This is a genomic window from Thauera sp. DNT-1 (assembly GCF_055393985.1).
This window is the reverse complement of the sequence record NZ_AP043752.1, coordinates 1,862,815-1,877,745: the sequence shown is the minus strand read 5'-3', so window position 1 is coordinate 1,877,745 and position 14,931 is coordinate 1,862,815. Positions and strand designations below refer to the sequence as shown.

General features: G+C 68.7%; 14 protein-coding genes. 12 read left to right on the top strand and 2 right to left on the bottom strand.

The window, feature by feature from the left end:
- Window positions 1–34 precede the first annotated feature (34 nt).
- Window positions 35–1,390 (top strand): tRNA lysidine(34) synthetase TilS, encoded by a 1,356-nt coding sequence (gene tilS, locus ACZ5PP_RS08690; protein WP_052484410.1) that lies wholly within the window; start codon window positions 35–37, stop codon window positions 1,388–1,390.
- Window positions 1,391–1,413: 23 nt separating this feature from the next.
- On the opposite strand, the gene ACZ5PP_RS08685 is transcribed toward tilS, so the two are convergent.
- Window positions 1,414–2,019 carry a response regulator transcription factor gene (locus ACZ5PP_RS08685; RefSeq protein ID WP_004321707.1) on the bottom strand — a complete coding sequence of 202 codons (606 nt, stop codon included), beginning with the start codon at window positions 2,017–2,019 and terminating at the stop codon, window positions 1,414–1,416.
- A complete protein-coding gene (locus ACZ5PP_RS08680; RefSeq protein ID WP_004321709.1) occupies window positions 2,016–4,058 on the bottom strand; it encodes an ATP-binding protein in 2,043 nt (680 codons plus the stop codon). Before ACZ5PP_RS08680 ends, ACZ5PP_RS08685 begins: the two co-directional genes overlap by 4 nt.
- A gap of 146 nt (window positions 4,059–4,204) precedes the next feature.
- On the opposite strand from ACZ5PP_RS08680, the gene ACZ5PP_RS08675 reads away from it, so the two are divergent.
- From ACZ5PP_RS08675 to ACZ5PP_RS08625, 11 genes are all read left to right on the top strand, one after another.
- A complete protein-coding gene (locus ACZ5PP_RS08675) occupies window positions 4,205–5,209 on the top strand; it encodes a TRAP transporter substrate-binding protein (RefSeq protein WP_004321711.1) in 1,005 nt (334 codons plus the stop codon).
- A 73-nt stretch (window positions 5,210–5,282) separates the two neighbouring features.
- On the top strand, window positions 5,283–5,987 hold the full coding sequence (locus ACZ5PP_RS08670) for a TRAP transporter small permease (protein WP_004321712.1): 705 nt from the start codon (window positions 5,283–5,285) through the stop codon (window positions 5,985–5,987).
- The gene (locus tag ACZ5PP_RS08665) at window positions 5,984–7,267 is read left to right on the top strand and encodes a TRAP transporter large permease (protein WP_004321715.1); all 1,284 of its coding nucleotides are present in this window, start codon (window positions 5,984–5,986) and stop codon (window positions 7,265–7,267) included. The genes ACZ5PP_RS08670 and ACZ5PP_RS08665 overlap by 4 nt, the downstream gene beginning before the upstream one ends.
- Window positions 7,268–7,431: 164 nt before the next feature.
- Window positions 7,432–8,082, top strand: coding sequence for a DedA family protein (locus tag ACZ5PP_RS08660; RefSeq protein WP_004321718.1), 651 nt, complete (start codon window positions 7,432–7,434; stop codon window positions 8,080–8,082).
- A 97-nt stretch (window positions 8,083–8,179) separates the two neighbouring features.
- Window positions 8,180–8,605, top strand: coding sequence for a nucleoside-diphosphate kinase (ndk, locus tag ACZ5PP_RS08655; protein WP_004321721.1), 426 nt, complete (start codon window positions 8,180–8,182; stop codon window positions 8,603–8,605).
- 132 nt (window positions 8,606–8,737) lie between these two features.
- Window positions 8,738–9,886, top strand: coding sequence for a dual-specificity RNA methyltransferase RlmN (rlmN, locus tag ACZ5PP_RS08650; protein ID WP_004321723.1), 1,149 nt, complete (start codon window positions 8,738–8,740; stop codon window positions 9,884–9,886).
- Window positions 9,883–10,683, top strand: a complete 801-nt coding sequence (pilW, locus tag ACZ5PP_RS08645) for a type IV pilus biogenesis/stability protein PilW (RefSeq protein ID WP_004321726.1) — start codon at window positions 9,883–9,885, stop codon at window positions 10,681–10,683. The genes rlmN and pilW overlap by 4 nt, the downstream gene beginning before the upstream one ends.
- A 5-nt stretch (window positions 10,684–10,688) precedes the next feature.
- Entirely contained in the window at window positions 10,689–11,657 is a 969-nt protein-coding gene (locus ACZ5PP_RS08640; protein WP_012585937.1) for a RodZ domain-containing protein, read from the top strand.
- A gap of 10 nt (window positions 11,658–11,667) precedes the next feature.
- Window positions 11,668–12,927: a flavodoxin-dependent (E)-4-hydroxy-3-methylbut-2-enyl-diphosphate synthase gene (ispG, locus tag ACZ5PP_RS08635; protein WP_004327074.1), complete on the top strand. Its 1,260-nt coding sequence runs from the start codon at window positions 11,668–11,670 to the stop codon at window positions 12,925–12,927.
- A 59-nt stretch (window positions 12,928–12,986) separates the two neighbouring features.
- Window positions 12,987–14,282, top strand: coding sequence for a histidine--tRNA ligase (hisS, locus tag ACZ5PP_RS08630; protein ID WP_004327075.1), 1,296 nt, complete (start codon window positions 12,987–12,989; stop codon window positions 14,280–14,282).
- A gap of 2 nt (window positions 14,283–14,284) precedes the next feature.
- Window positions 14,285–14,929, top strand: a complete 645-nt coding sequence (locus tag ACZ5PP_RS08625) for a tetratricopeptide repeat protein (protein ID WP_171047751.1) — start codon at window positions 14,285–14,287, stop codon at window positions 14,927–14,929.
- The last annotated feature ends 2 nt before the right edge of the window (window positions 14,930–14,931 follow it).

Sequence of the window (14,931 nt, the reverse complement as noted above, 5' to 3'; positions counted from 1 at the left end):
GCGCGCTGCTGCGCCTGCGCTCGCGACTCCATCGATGAGGACCCCGCCCGCCGACGTGCTGCCCGAATCCGCCGCCGCGGTCCTCGCGGCTGCCGGTGTCGGCGCCGGCAGTCGCGTGTGCTGCGCGCTCTCCGGCGGAGTCGATTCGGTGGTGCTGTTCGAGCTCCTGCGCCGCCTGCAGCCGCGCTTCGGCTTCAGCCTGCGCGCCGCCCACGTCGACCACGGCCTCAGCCCGAATGCCGCCGCCTGGGCGCGCGCCTGCGCCGAGCGCTGCTTGGCCGCGGACGTTCACCTGCAAGTCTTCCGCGTCGAAGTCGAGCGCGCCCACGCCGACGGCCTCGAGGCCGCCGCGCGCGCCGCGCGCCACACCGCGCTCGCCCAAGTGGACTGCGACTGGCTCGCCTTCGGCCATCACGAGGACGACCAGGCCGAGACCCTGCTGTTCCGCCTGCTGCGCGGCACGGGCGTGCGCGGGGCGGCGGCGATGCGCGCGGTGGAGCCGGGCGGGGCAGGGCGGGTGGGGCGGCTGCGCCCGCTGCTCGGGGTGCGCCGCGCGCAGCTGCTCGAGTGGGCGGGCGCGCACGGACTCGGTTGGGTGGAGGACGAGAGCAACGCCGAGCTGCGCTTCACCCGCAACGCCCTCCGCCATCGTCTGCTGCCGGTGGCCGAAGGCCTCTTCCCGGCGGCGGTGCCGAACCTGGCGCGCGCTGCCGCGCATTTCGCCGAGGCCGACGCGCTGCTCGGCGAACTCGCCGCGATCGATGCCGCGGCCTGCGGCGCGCCCGTGCTGTGCCGCGCGGACTTGCTCGCCCTGACGCCGGCGCGCCAGGCCAACCTGCTGCGCTGGCTGCTGCTCGGGTCCGGTGCGCCCTTGCCCGGCGCGGCGCCGCTCGGCGAAGCCCTGCGCCAGCTGCGCGCGTGCGAACCCGCCCACCCCCTGCGTCTGCCGCTCGGCGCCTGGGTGTGCTGCGCCTACCGCGATCGTGTGTGGCTGGAGCCGGCGCAGCCGCCCGCTCCGCAGGCGCTGCACTGGCAGGGCGAGGCGGCGATGCACTGGGGCGGGGATGAAGTACGCCTCGTGGCGTCGATCGGCGCCGGACTGGGCAGGGGCTGCCTCGAAGATGCCGGCGAGGTCCTGCTCGGGCCCCGGCGCGAGGGTCTGCGCATGCGACTGCACCCCGCGCGGCCGCGGCGCGAGCTGCGCAAGCTCTGCCAGGAGGCCGCGATTCCCGCGTGGCTGCGCGACCGCCTGCCGGTGCTGTGGGTGGACGGCGAGCCCGCGTGGGTGGGCGGCATCGGCGTGGCGGCGGAGTTCGCCTGCGCGCCGGGGGCAGCGGGGCTCGTGCCGGAGTGGCGACCGGGCGGCGTCACCCCCGCGCCGCCACCCTGAGCGCTGAACGGTGGCGCCCGCGCTCAGGTGCGCAGCGTGGTCAGCAGCTGTGCCAGCTCGACCGCCGAGCGCACCTCCATCTTCTCGAAGATGCGCGAGCGGTGCGCCTCCACGGTGCGCATCGAGATCGACAGGTCGTCGGCGATCACCTTGTTGTACTTGCCTTCGAGGATCAGCTCCATGACCTCGCGCTCGCGCTGGGTGAGCGTGGCCAGGCGTGCCTCGATGGTCTCGCGGCTGGCGGCGGCGCGCAGGCGCTCGTCGTCGGTGGCGAGCGCCTTCTCGACAAGGTCGACGAGATCGTGGTCGTTGAAGGGCTTCTCGATGAAGTGGAAGGCGCCCTTTTTGAGCGCCGCCACCGCCATCGGCACGTCGCCGTGGCCGGTGATGAAGATCACCGGCAGCTGGCAGCCGCGCGCGAGCAGCTCGTCGAAGCACTCCAGCCCGCTCATGCCCTGCATGCGGATGTCGAGCACGATGCAGCCGCGCCAGTCGCCGCGCCAGTCGGCGAGGAAGGCCTCGGCCGAGGCCCAGCTCCGGCAGGGTACGCCGCGCGTCTTGAACAGCCATTCGAGGGCGTCGCGGATGGCTTCGTCGTCGTCGATGATGTGCGTGCAGGCGGGATTCATTCGAACTCGGCGTCCACCGGGAGGGAAAGGGTGAAGATGGTACCGCCGCCCGGCCGCGATTCGAAGGCCAGGCGGCCGCGGTGCAGCTCGGCGATCGAGCGGCAGATGTTGAGTCCCATGCCCATGCCCTCCTGCTTGGTGGTGAAGAAGGGCTCGAACAGCCGCGCGGCGGTTTCGGCGGGAATGCCTGCGCCGCGGTCGGCGACGGTGACGGTGACGAAGCGGCCCTCGCGTGCGGTGTGCACGGCGACGACGCGCTCGGCTGGCGGGGTGTCGCGCATCGAGTCCATCGCGTTGCGCACCAGGTTGACGACGATCTGCTCGATCATCACCGCGTCCGCCGGCACCTGCGGCAGGCCGTCGGCGAGCTCGCTGCGGATCCGCATGCCGCGCTTGCGCGCGTCGGCCTCGATCAGGCCGATGGCGTCGCGGATCACCGCGGCGAGGTCGAGCGCCTCGCGCTTGGGTTCGGAGCGGCGCACGAAATCGTGCACCCGGCGGATGATCTCGCCGGCGCGCTGGGCCTGGCGGGCGATGCGCTGGTGCACGTCGAGCAGCTCGCTGCGGTCGAGCGGCGCCTCGTCCTGCAGGCGGTTGATGCAGCCCGTGGTGTAGCTTGCGATCGCCGCGAGCGGCTGGTTGAGCTCGTGCGCGAGCGTGGACGCCATCTCGCCCATGGTGATCAGGCGCGAGCTCTGCTGCAGGCGCTCCTCCTGCTGGCGGGCCTGTTCGCGCGCGCGCTTCTGTTCGGTGATGTCGAGCACCGAACCCATCCAGCCGGCGTGGCGGCCGGAAGCGTCGATCAGCGGCGCCTCGAAGACGAGGACGTCGAGGGTTTCGCCGTTCTTGCGCCGCAGGCGCACCTCGGTGCCTTCGCTGGCGCTGCCGCTGGTCATGATCTGGCGGTGCAGCTCGAAGGTCTGCTCCAGCCTTTCCGGGTCCCAGTAGGGCATCGGCGGCTTGCGACCGAGCAGCTCGTCCGCGCTGAAGCCGGTCATGCGGCAAAAGGCGGAGTTGACGTAGGTGAGGCGGCCTTCGAGGTCGCGCGCACGCATGCCGGTCAGCATCGAGTCCTCCATCGCCTTGCGGAAGACCGACTCGGCGCGCAGCGCCACCTCGGCCTGCTGACGGCGTGCGAGCTGGCGGCGCAGTTGCATCACGCTCCACACGATGATGCCGGCCAGCAGCACGATCGAGGCGCCGAGCAGCACCGGGATCCAGCGCGGGTCGGAGCGGTAGGCGGAGATCTGCAGCGTGAGGCCGTGTCCGGGCGGATCGAAGGGCATCGAATAGGACAGCCGCGGCGACACCGGCGCGACTTTCGACTTGGCGGCGATCGTGCGTCCGTCGCTGTCGAGCACGGCGACGTGGTAGCGCTCGGAGAACCACCACGGCAGCTCGCGCATCACCACGTCCGAGAGCGCATACACGCCGACCACCATGCCGACCTGCGCCTCGTCCGACCACACCGGCACGTGCACCTCGAAGTGGTGGGTGCCACCGGGCGCCGGATGCGCGGGGCCATACACCGGGCGGCCGATGGCGCGTGCCAGCCGCACGCTGGATTCGTCGACCGGCACCGCGGCAGCATCCGCGGAGGCGTCGTGCACCGCCTGGGCGGGAGCCAGCGGCGGCATCGCGCCGCGCACTTCGCCTTCCGGCGACAGCCACAGGATGCGCGCGAGGCCGCGCTCGGATGTCAGCAGGCTGGCGAGCCGAGCCTCGGTCTGCGCCGACAGCGTGGGTGTGGCGAGCAGCTCGGGGCCGATCTCCTGCAGGTGGTTCTCGTTGCGGTCCAGGTTGAAGCGCAGGTTCTGCTCCATCCACAGCACGTCGCTGATCAGCGTCGCGCGCTGGGCCTCGTCGTCGTACTCGCGGGTGAGCCACACCAGCGCGGCGATCGCGGCGAGGAAGAGCGCCAGGCTGAGGTAGGGCAGCTGCTGCAGCCAGCGCCGGCGCGCCGGGGGCGGGAGAGGGTCGGAGAGGCTCATCGGAAAAGGCTGCGGGTCGGGATCCGGCGGCTTGCGGTTGTCACGCATGCGGAGATCCACAATAGCAGCCCTCACAGGGCGAAACGATACTGATCCCCGACACAGCGAAACTTATCGCCGTGCATGCGCCCGGTAAGGAGCTGTCCGGGCGGCGAAAACTACCTAGATGCAGTTCTCTCGGAGGAGATGCTTTCATGAAGATCCGTTCGCTTCTGGTCGGTCTGGTTGCCGTGGGTCTGTCTGCTGCAGCGGTCGCCGCAGACCCCATCGTGATCAAGTTCAGCCACGTGGTGGCGCAGGACACGCCCAAGGGCAAGGCTGCCGAAAAATTCAAGGAGCTCGCCGAGAAATACACCGGCGGCGCGGTCAAGGTCGAGGTGTACGCGAACAGTACCCTCTACAAGGACAAGGAGGAGATGGAGGCGCTGCAACTCGGTGCCGTGCACCTGCTGGCGCCGTCTCTGGCCAAGTTCGGTCCGCTCGGTGTCAAGGAGTTCGAGGTCTTCGATCTGCCCTACATCTTCGACGGCTACGAGGCGCTGAACAAGGTCACCCAAGGTGCGGTCGGCCAGCAGCTGCTCGCCAAGCTCGAGCCCAAGGGCATCAAGGGCCTAGCCTTCTGGGACAACGGTTTCAAGTCGTTCTCGGCCAATAGCCCGATCAGGAAGCCGGAAGACCTCAAGGGCAAGAAGATGCGCATCCAGTCGTCCAAGGTGCTGGAAGAGCAGATGCGCGAGATCAAGTCGCTGCCGCAGGTGATGGCCTTCTCCGAGGTCTACCAAGCGCTGCAGACCGGCGTCGTCGATGGGACCGAGAACCCGCACTCCAACCTCTACACCCAGAAGATGCACGAGGTGCAGAAGCACATGACCCTGACCGACCATGGCTACCTGGGCTATGCGGTCATCACCAACAAGAAGTTCTGGGACGGCCTGCCGGCCGAGGTGCGCACGCAGCTCGACAAGGCGATGAAGGAATCGACCGTCTACGCCAACCAGATCGCCAAGGAAGAGAACGACAAGTCGCTCGCGGCGGTGCGTGCCTCCGGCAAGACCGAGGTCTATGCGCCGACCGCCGAAGAGAAAGCCGCGTTCAAGAAGGCGCTCGTCCCGGTGCACAAGAAGATGGAGTCGCGCATCGGCGCAGAGCTGATCCAGTCGATCTACAAGGAAACCGGGTTCGATCCGGCCAAGCTCTGATTTCCCTGATTGATCTGTCGCACGCCCGCTGGCTGCATCCGCGCTCGCGGGCGTTTTGTTTGAGGAGGTCGCAATGCTGAAGATTCTGGATCATCTGGAGGAATGGCTCATCACCTTCCTCATGGGGGCCGCGACGCTGATCATCTTCGTCTCGGTCGTTCACCGCTATGGCTCGGGCCTGGAGATCCCCGGGCTGCAGGACTGGCTGCTCGGGCTCAACCTCGGATGGGCGCAGGAGCTGACCATCATCATGTTCGTGTGGATGGCGAAGTTCGGCGCGGCGTACGGCGTTCGCACCGGCATCCACGTCGGGGTCGACGTGCTGATCAACCGCCTGTCCGCGCCCAATCGTGCCCGGTTCGTCGTCATCGGGCTCGCCGCCGGCGCCCTCTTCACCGGCATCGTCGGCACGCTCGGGGCCACCTTCGTGCTCGAGAACGGGGCCCACTACCAGATCCTGTCCTGGCTCGGCATGGATACCGGCGATCTCTTCGAAGGCCCCACCACGCCCGATCTCGAGTGGCCGACCTGGATGGTCTATGCGGCGATCCCGTTCGGTTCCTACCTGATGTGCTTCCGCTTCCTGCAGGTGATGGTCGCCTTCATCCGCACCGGCGAGCTGCCGCATCACGATCACGGCCATGTCGACGGCATCGAGGAGGAGCACGTGCCGGTCGATGTCAATCCCTACGACATGGGCGACAACCTGCACCCGCGCGACCTCAAGCACAAGCAGATCGGCGAGGGTCGTGACAAGCAGCAAGGAGGCAAGAAATGAGCGCCGCAATCATCTTCATCCTGCTGCTGGTGTTGATGCTCACCGGCATGCCGATCTCCATTTCGCTCGGCCTCACCGTGCTGACCTTCCTCTTCACGATGACCGAGGTGCCGATCGAGTCGGTGGCACTCAAGCTGTTCACCGGCATCGAGAAGTTCGAGATCATGGCGATCCCGTTCTTCATCCTCGCAGGCAACTTCCTGACCCATGGCGGCGTCGCGAGGCGGATGATCAATTTCGCCACCTCGATGGTCGGTCACTGGCACGGCGGCCTGGGGCTGGGCGGCGTAGTCGCCTGCGCCCTGTTCGCCGCGGTGTCGGGGTCGAGCCCGGCGACGGTGGTTGCGATCGGCGCGATCCTGCTGCCGGCGATGGTCAAGCAGGGCTTTCCGAACAAGTTCGGTGCCGGCGTGATCACCACCTCGGGTGCGCTCGGGATCCTGATTCCGCCCTCGATCGTGATGGTCATGTACTCGGTGTCGACCAACACCTCGGTCGGCGCCCTGTTCATGGCGGGCGTCGTGCCCGGCATCCTGCTTGCGGCCTTCCTCGGCTTCACGACCTGGAACCGTGCGCGCAAGTTCGGCTACCCGCGCCTTCCGAAGGCGACCTGGGCACAGCGTGCGAAGGCGTTCAAGGATTCGGCCTGGGGGTTGTTCCTGATCGTGGTGGTCATGGGCGGCATCTACACCGGCATCTTCACGCCCACCGAGGCGGCGGCGATGAGTGCGGTGTATGCGTTCTTCGTCGCGGTGTTCGTGTACAAGGATCTGGGCATGAAGGACGTGCCCAAGGTGCTGCTGAACTCCGCCAACATGAGCGCGATGCTGCTGTACATCATCACCAACGCGGTCTTGTTCTCCTTCCTGCTCACGCACGAGAACATCCCGCAGGAAATGGCCGACTTCATGATCGGAACCGGCGTGGGGATGATCGGCTTCCTGATCATGGCCAACATCCTGATGCTGATCGCGGGCAACTTCATGGAGCCGTCATCGATCGTGCTGATCCTGGCGCCGATCCTGTTCCCGATCGCCATCAAGCTGGGCATCGATCCGGTGCACTTCGGCATCATCATGGTGGTGAACATGGAAGTGGGCATGTGCCACCCGCCGGTGGGCCTGAACCTGTATGTCGCCAGTGGCATCACCAAGATGGGCATCACCGAGCTCACGGTGGCGGTCTGGCCGTGGCTGCTGTCGATGCTGGTGTTCCTGGTGCTGGTCACCTACTGGCCCGCCATGTCGCTGTGGCTGCCGCGCACGCTCGGCATGATGTGAGGGCGTAGCGAGCTCGATCCCGGACCCGGCCGTGTGCCGGGTCCGGCTTTTCGAGGACGATCCGGTGCTCGGGCCGTGCGCGGATGCTGCATCGAGGTGTTTCATTCCCGGCTCCGGATGCTGCGCTGCGCTAGAATCGCGCGTCCTTGCCCGTCGGGTCCTTCATGGAATACCTCGCCTTCACCGTCGATCTCGTGCTGCACGTCGATCGTCACCTCGCCGAACTGCTCGCGAACTACGGCAACTGGATCTACGCGATCCTCTTCCTGATCGTCTTCTGCGAGACCGGTCTGGTCGTCACCCCCTTCCTGCCCGGCGATTCGCTGCTTTTCGTGGCCGGCGCGCTGGCCGCCGGTGGCGGCATGGACCCGGGTGTCCTGATCACCGTGCTGTTCGTCGCAGCCGTGGCCGGCGACTCGCTGAACTACACGATCGGCAACCGTTTCGGTGGGCGGATGCTGCAATGGCCCGACAGCCGCCTCTTCAACCGCCGGGCGCTCGAGCGCACACGCGAGTTCTATGAGCGTCATGGCGGCAAGACCATCATCATCGCCCGCTTCATGCCGATCATCCGCACCTTCGCGCCCTTCGTCGCGGGCATGGCGGCGATGCGCTACCCGCGTTTCCTCTCCTTCAATGTGCTCGGCGCTGCGCTCTGGGTCGGACCTCTTGTCATGGCGGGTTACTGGTTTGGCAACCTGCCGCTGATCAAGAACAATCTCACCCTGGTGATCTTCGGCATCATCCTGCTGTCGCTGCTGCCGCTTTTCGTCGGGTGGCTGCGTCATCGTGCAGCCTCGGTGGGCGCAGGATGACCGGAAGGTCGTGGCGCTTGCTTCGCGTCGCCCGGAAAGGGGCGGAAACCTGCTAAAATTTCGCGCTTTTTTCCACACACCGTCCCGGAGTCTTTCCATGGCAATCGAACGCACCCTCTCCATCATCAAGCCCGACGCCGTCGCCAAGAACGTGATCGGCCAGATCTACGCCCGCTTCGAAGCCGCCGGCCTCAAGATCATCGCCGCCAGGATGGTGCACCTGTCCGAGCAGGAAGCCGGCCAGTTCTACGCCGTGCACAAGGAGCGCCCCTTCTTCAAGGATCTGGTCTCCTTCATGACCTCCGGCCCGGTGATGATCCAGTGCCTGGAAGGCGAGAACGCCATCGCCAAGAACCGCGAGCTGATGGGCGCCACTGACCCGAAGAAGGCCGACAAGGGCACCATCCGCGCCGACTTCGCCGAGTCGATCGACGCCAACGCCGTGCACGGCTCCGACGCCCCCGAGACCGCTGCCGTGGAAGTGGCTTTCTTCTTCCCGGGCATGAACGTGTACTCGCGCTGAGCGGTCCGTACCAGCGGCCCGTCGCGCACGCTTCGCGGTGCCTCCCGCACCGCGCGCGGCGTGAGCGGGCCGTTTGCATTACGGTCGGCCCGTCATCGCGGGCCTCCGCTCCCGAGAGGTGAAGTTTCAGGCATGAGCACTCCCAATCCGGTCAATCTGCTCGATTTCGACGTAGACGGCCTCGTCGCCTGGTTCGCCGGGCTGGGCGAGAAGCCGTTCCGCGCCCGCCAGGTGATGCGCTGGATGCATCACGAGGGCTGCGACGACTTCGACGCCATGACCGACGTCGCCAAGTCCCTGCGCGCGAAGCTGAAGGACCTCGCCGTGATCCGCCCGCCGGTGCCGGTGCGCGACTCGATCTCGGCCGACGGCACGCGCAAGTGGCTGCTCGACGTGGGCAACGCCAACGCGGTCGAGACCGTGTTCATTCCCGAGACCAGCCGCGGCACGCTGTGCGTGTCCTCGCAGGCGGGCTGCGCGCTCGACTGCGCGTTCTGCTCCACCGGCAAGCAGGGCTTCAACCGCAACCTGTCGGCCGCGGAAATCATCGGCCAGCTCTGGCTGGCCAACAAGCTGCTCGGCGCGGCGCGGGCCGACGCCGAGGAGCACGCCACGGACCTCGAGGCCGGCGAGAAGGACAACGGCCGCATCATCAGCAACGTGGTGATGATGGGCATGGGCGAGCCGCTCGCCAACTTCGACAACGTCGTCACCGCGCTGCGCCTCATGCTGGACGACCACGCCTACGGCCTGTCGCGCCGCCGGGTCACGGTGTCGACCTCGGGCATCGTGCCGGCGATGGACCGCCTGCGCGACGAATGTCCGGTGGCGCTGGCGGTGTCGCTGCATGCGTCCAACGACGCGCTGCGCGACCGCCTCGTGCCGATCAATCAGAAGTACCCGCTGCGCGAGCTCATGGCCGCCTGCCAGCGCTACCTCGAGCGCGCGCCGCGCGACTTCGTCACCTTCGAGTACGTGATGCTCGAAGGCGTCAACGACAGCGACGCGCACGCTCGCGAACTCGTCGCGCTGGTGCGCGACACGCCGTGCAAGTTCAACCTGATCCCGTTCAACCCCTTCCCGGACTCCGGCTTCCAGCGCTCGCCCGCGGAGCGTATCCGGCGTTTTGCCGGTATCCTGATCGACGCCGGTATCGTGACCACCACGCGCAAGACGCGTGGCGACGATGTCGACGCTGCGTGCGGCCAGCTCGCCGGCCAGGTCCAGGACAGGACGCGGCGTACCGTGCGCCTGCACCAGGCGAGGGAGAACATGCGATGAAATCGACACTGGCACCGGTCGTGCTGGCGGTGGCGCTCGTGCTCGGCGGCTGCGCGGGTGCGCCCGGCGTACCCGCCGGGTCGTCCTCGATCAGCCGGCCGATGTCCGACACCAACCCGGCGACGCCGGCCGATGCGCGCGCACGCGTGCATGTGGAGCTCGGCATGGCCTACTTCGAGGTGGGGCGCTACGACGTCGCGCTCGACGAGGCGAAGATCGCGCTCGCCGACAGCCCGTCCTACGCCCCGGCCTACCACCTGCTCGGGCTGGCCTACATGTCCGTCGAGGAGCACGCCGCCGCGCGCGAGAACTTCGAGCGTGCGCTGCGCGAGGCACCGGGTGACCCCGACTTCAACAACAGCTACGGCTGGTTCCTGTGCTCTCAGGGCCAGGAGCGCGCAGGCCTCGAGTACCTCGCGCTCGCGGCGCGCAACCCGTATTACCGCCACCAGACGCGCCCGCTCACCAACGCGGGCCTGTGCCATCTGCGCCTCGGCGAGGAGGCTGCAGCCGAGGCGCAATTCCAGCGCGCGGTGCAGGCCGACCCGGAGAACGCGCAGGCACTCTACCTGCTCGCGGACATCGCCTATCGCGGCGGTCGCTACGAGCAGGCGCGCAGCGAGCTGATCCGGCTGCACCAGGCGCACGGACCGAGCGCGGCTTCGGCCTGGTTGGGCCTGCGCACCGAGCGCCGCCTCGGCAACGCCGACGCCGAGGCGAGCTATGCTGCCCAGTTGCGCAGCCGCTTCGCCGAATCGGAGGAGTTCAAATCGATGAATCAAGGGAAGTTCGAGTGAGCAGCATGCAGTCCGACCACCTTGCACTTGGCGCCGAGTCCGCCGCCTCGCCCGGCGCCCGCCTGCGCCGGGCGCGCGAGGCGCGTGGCGAGTCGGTGCACGAGGCCGCTTTCGCCATCAAGCTGAGCCCGCGCCAGATCGAGGCGCTGGAAAACGACGACTTCGCCGCGCTCCCGGGCATGGCCTTCGTGCGTGGTTTCGCGCGCAACTACGCGCGTTACCTCGGACTCGACGCGACGCCGCTGCTCGATGGCATCGAGCACCTGGCCGGCGCCGGGCAGCCCGACCTGTCGCCGATTCGCAATGCCGATGGCGACCTGCCCGCCGGTGGCGGCGGGCGTCGCGGCAGCTTCCCGGCTGGGGTCGTCGTGGCCTTGTTGCTGGTCTTGCTCGGCGTGGGCTGGTACTTCGACTGGTTCCGCACCGAGCCCCTGCCCGGGCTCGAACTGCAGACCGAGCCTGCGCCCGCCTTCATGCCCGCGCCCACCGAGGGTGGCGGCGCCGCGCCGGCCACGAGCGAGCCGGTGGCCACGCCCGCTCCGCTGGAGGCGAGCGCGCCCGCGGCGCCGCACGCCAGCCCGGTGGCGATTCCCGCTGCGGTGGGTGCAGGCGTCCCGGTGACCCCGCTCGCCGCGCCGGCGAGCGCAACGCCCCCGGCCTCAGCCTCGGCCATCGTGTCTCCCGTGGTGCAGTCGCCGGCCCAGGCGGCCACCCCCGTCGCCGAGGAAGGTGCCGGCGGCAACCGCCTCAGCTTCCGCTTCGGCGGCGACTCCTGGATCGAGGTGCGCGACGCCAGCGGCACCATCCTGCACTCCGGCACCAACCGTGCCGGCAGCAGTCGGGTGGTCCAGGGCACGCCGCCCTTCCGCCTGGTGGTGGGCAACTCCGCCAACGTCGTGCTCGAGCAGGACGGCAAGGCGGTCGATCTCGCAGCCCACACCCGCGGCTCCGTCGCCCGCCTGACGCTTCCCTGATCCGAACGCCATGAATCCCCGACACGAACTCCAGCCGATCGAAGCCCGCCCGCTCGCCCGTCATCGCACCCATCAGGTGCGCGTCGGCAAGGTGAGGATCGGCGGCGAAGCCCCGGTCGTCGTGCAGTCGATGACCAATACCGACACGGCCGACGTGCTCGCCACCGCGATGCAGGTCGCCGAGCTCGCCCGCGCCGGCTCCGAGATCGTGCGCATCACGGTCAACAACGAGGCCGCGGCGGCGGCGGTGCCGAAGATCCGCGACCGCCTGCTCGCGCTCAACATGGACGTGCCGCTGGTCGGCGACTTCCACTACAACGGCCACAAGCTGCTCACCGACTTCCCGGCGTGCGCCGAGGCGCTCGCCAAGCTGCGCATCAACCCGGGCAACGTCGGCGCCGGCCGCAAGCGCGACCCGCAGTTCGCCGCGATCGTCGAGCTTGCCTGCCGCTACGACAAGCCGGTGCGCATCGGCGTGAACTGGGGCAGCCTCGACCAGTCGGTCCTTGCCCGCATCATGGACGCCAACGCCAAGCGTGCCGAGCCGCGCGACGCCGGCGCGGTGATGCGCGAGGCGCTCGTCGTCTCGGCGCTCGAATCCGCGGCCAAGGCCGAGGAATACGGCCTCGGCCGCGAGCGCATCATCCTGTCGGCCAAGGTTTCCAGCGTGCAGGACCTGATCGCGGTGTACCGCGATCTCGCCCGGCGCAGCGACTACGCGCTGCATCTGGGCCTCACCGAGGCCGGCATGGGCAGCAAGGGCATCGTCGGCTCCACCGCCGCGCTCGCCGTGCTGCTGCAGGAAGGCATCGGCGACACCATCCGCATCTCGCTCACCCCCGAGCCGGGCGGCAGCCGCACCCAGGAGGTCGTGGTCGCGCAGGAGATCCTGCAGACCATGGGCCTGCGCGCCTTCACCCCCATGGTGACTGCCTGCCCGGGCTGCGGCCGCACCACCAGCACCTTCTTCCAGGAGCTCGCCTCCGGTATCCAGGACTACGTGCGCGCGCAGATGCCGGTGTGGCGCGAACAGTACGACGGCGTCGAGAACATGACGCTGGCAGTGATGGGCTGCGTGGTCAACGGCCCGGGCGAGAGCAAGCACGCCAACATCGGCATCTCGCTGCCGGGCACCGGCGAAACCCCGGCGGCGCCGGTGTTTGTCGACGGCGAGAAGGTCGTCACCCTGCGCGGCGACAACATCGCTGCAGAGTTCAAGGCGCTCGTCGACGATTACGTCGCCACCCGCTACGTGAAGAAGGGCGCCTGAGCGCCGCAACGAACAACGACCGTCGCGCGCGAGCGCGCGGCACAACCGAAAAGAACCACATGAGCCAGACCTTGCAGGCCGTGCGCGGGATGAACGACATCCTGCCGGCCGACGCCGAAACCTGGGAATACTTCGAAGACATCGTGCGCGACTGGCTGCAGAGCTACGGTTACCGCCCGATCCGCATGCCGCTGGTCGAGCCGACGCCGCTGTTCAAGCGCGCCATCGGCGAGGTCACCGACATCGTCGAGAAGGAGATGTACTCCTTCGAGGACGCGCTCAACGGCGAGCACCTCACGCTGCGCCCCGAAGGCACGGCCTCCTGCGTGCGCGCCGCGATCCAGCACAACCTGATCCCCGCGGGCGGCCCGCAGCGGTTGTACTACTACGGCCCGATGTTCCGCCACGAGCGTCCGCAGAAGGGCCGCTACCGCCAGTTCCACCAGATCGGCGTGGAGGCACTCGGCTTCGCCGGAGCCGATACCGACGCCGAGCTGATCCTGATGTGCGCGCGGCTGTGGGAGGACCTCGGCCTGGAGGATGTCGCGCTCGAGATCAACTCGCTCGGCTCGCCCGAGGAGCGCGCGCAGCACCGCGCCGCGCTGATCGCCCACCTCGAGCAGCATCAGGACAAGCTCGACGAGGACGGCAAGCGCCGCCTGTACACCAACCCGCTGCGCATCCTCGACACCAAGAATCCCGAACTGCAGGCGATCGTCGAAGCCGCGCCCAGGCTCGCCGACTATCTCGGCGACGAATCGAAGGCGCACTTCGAGGCGGTGCAGGTCTTCCTCAAGGACGCCGGCATCCCGTATCGCATCAACCACCGCCTGGTGCGCGGCCTGGACTACTACAACCGCACGGTGTTCGAGTGGGTCACCACGCGCCTGGGCGCGCAGGGCACGATCTGCGCCGGCGGGCGCTACGACGGCCTGTTCGAGCAGCTCGGCGGCAAGCCGCAGCCGGCCGCGGGCTTCGCGATCGGCATCGAGCGCCTGCTGCTGCTGTGGCAGGCCTGCGGTGGCGAGGCCGAGCGTCCGGTACCCGACGTGTATGTGGTGAGCGTGGGCGAGGCCGCGCAGCGCCTCGGTTTCCGCGCCGCCGAGACCTTGCGCGAGCACGGCTTCGCGGTGCTGATGCATTGCGGTGGCGGCAGCTTCAAGTCGCAGATGAAGAAGGCCGACGCCAGCGAGGCGCCGGTGGCGATCGTGATCGGAGAGGACGAGGCCGCGGCGGGGGAGGTCGGCCTCAAGCCCCTGCGCGTCGCGGGCGCCCAGCAGCGCGTGGCGATCGACGACCTGGTCGAGGCGATGGCCGCGCTGATGTTCCCCGAAGAAGAAGACGAAGAGGTTTGATGATGGCGGTCTACGATCTCGAAGAGCAGGAACAGATTTCCGAACTCAAGGCGTGGTGGGCGCAGTACGGCAACTTCGTCGTCACCCTCGCGGTGGTGGCGGCGCTCGCCTCGGTGGGCTGGCAGGCCTGGAACTGGTACCAGAGCCGCAATGCCGGCGAGGCCGGTGCGCTGTACTACGCGGTGCAGCAGGCGGTGGAGAAGAACGAGCCGCAGAAGGCCCGCGAGGCGGCCGGTCGCCTGGTGAGCGAGCACGGCGGCAGTGTAGGCGCCCAACTCGGCGCGCTGCTGTCGGCGGCGATGCAGTTCGAGTCCGGCGACCTCGCCAACGCGCGCGCGCAGCTCGAGTGGGCGGCCGACAAGGGCAGCGACCCCGCGCTGCGCGAGCTCGCACGCCTGCGTCTGGCGGCGGTGCTGCTGCAGGCGGGCGAACTCGACGCCGCGCTCGCCCGCCTGCAGGCCGCGCCCTCGGCCGCCTACAAGGCGCGCTTCGACGACCTGCGCGGCGACGTGCTCGCCGCCCAAGGCAAGGTCGCGGAGGCGCGCGCCGCCTACCAGGCCGCGATCGACGCGCTCGCCGCCGTCGGTGACGATGCGGTCACGTTGCGCGAAGTCGTCCGCGTCAAACTCGAATCCCTCGGAGCCTGAGC

What these genes read in the sequence shown, in the direction of transcription:
- rlmN (WP_004321723.1), top strand. Translation starts at nt 8,738, where the DNA reads ATGAGCACTCCCAATCCGGTCAATCTGCTCGATTTCGACGTAGACGGC.
- ACZ5PP_RS08675 (WP_004321711.1), top strand. Translation starts at nt 4,205, where the DNA reads ATGAAGATCCGTTCGCTTCTGGTCGGTCTGGTTGCCGTGGGTCTGTCT.
- ACZ5PP_RS08685 (WP_004321707.1), bottom strand. Translation starts at nt 2,019, where the DNA reads ATGAATCCCGCCTGCACGCACATCATCGACGACGACGAAGCCATCCGC.
- ACZ5PP_RS08640 (WP_012585937.1), top strand. Translation starts at nt 10,689, where the DNA reads ATGCAGTCCGACCACCTTGCACTTGGCGCCGAGTCCGCCGCCTCGCCC.
- ACZ5PP_RS08670 (WP_004321712.1), top strand. Translation starts at nt 5,283, where the DNA reads ATGCTGAAGATTCTGGATCATCTGGAGGAATGGCTCATCACCTTCCTC.
- ACZ5PP_RS08625 (WP_171047751.1), top strand. Translation starts at nt 14,285, where the DNA reads ATGGCGGTCTACGATCTCGAAGAGCAGGAACAGATTTCCGAACTCAAG.
- ispG (WP_004327074.1), top strand. Translation starts at nt 11,668, where the DNA reads ATGAATCCCCGACACGAACTCCAGCCGATCGAAGCCCGCCCGCTCGCC.
- pilW (WP_004321726.1), top strand. Translation starts at nt 9,883, where the DNA reads ATGAAATCGACACTGGCACCGGTCGTGCTGGCGGTGGCGCTCGTGCTC.
- ndk (WP_004321721.1), top strand. Translation starts at nt 8,180, where the DNA reads ATGGCAATCGAACGCACCCTCTCCATCATCAAGCCCGACGCCGTCGCC.
- ACZ5PP_RS08680 (WP_004321709.1), bottom strand. Translation starts at nt 4,058, where the DNA reads ATGCGTGACAACCGCAAGCCGCCGGATCCCGACCCGCAGCCTTTTCCG.
- hisS (WP_004327075.1), top strand. Translation starts at nt 12,987, where the DNA reads ATGAGCCAGACCTTGCAGGCCGTGCGCGGGATGAACGACATCCTGCCG.
- ACZ5PP_RS08660 (WP_004321718.1), top strand. Translation starts at nt 7,432, where the DNA reads ATGGAATACCTCGCCTTCACCGTCGATCTCGTGCTGCACGTCGATCGT.
- ACZ5PP_RS08665 (WP_004321715.1), top strand. Translation starts at nt 5,984, where the DNA reads ATGAGCGCCGCAATCATCTTCATCCTGCTGCTGGTGTTGATGCTCACC.
- tilS (WP_052484410.1), top strand. Translation starts at nt 35, where the DNA reads ATGAGGACCCCGCCCGCCGACGTGCTGCCCGAATCCGCCGCCGCGGTC.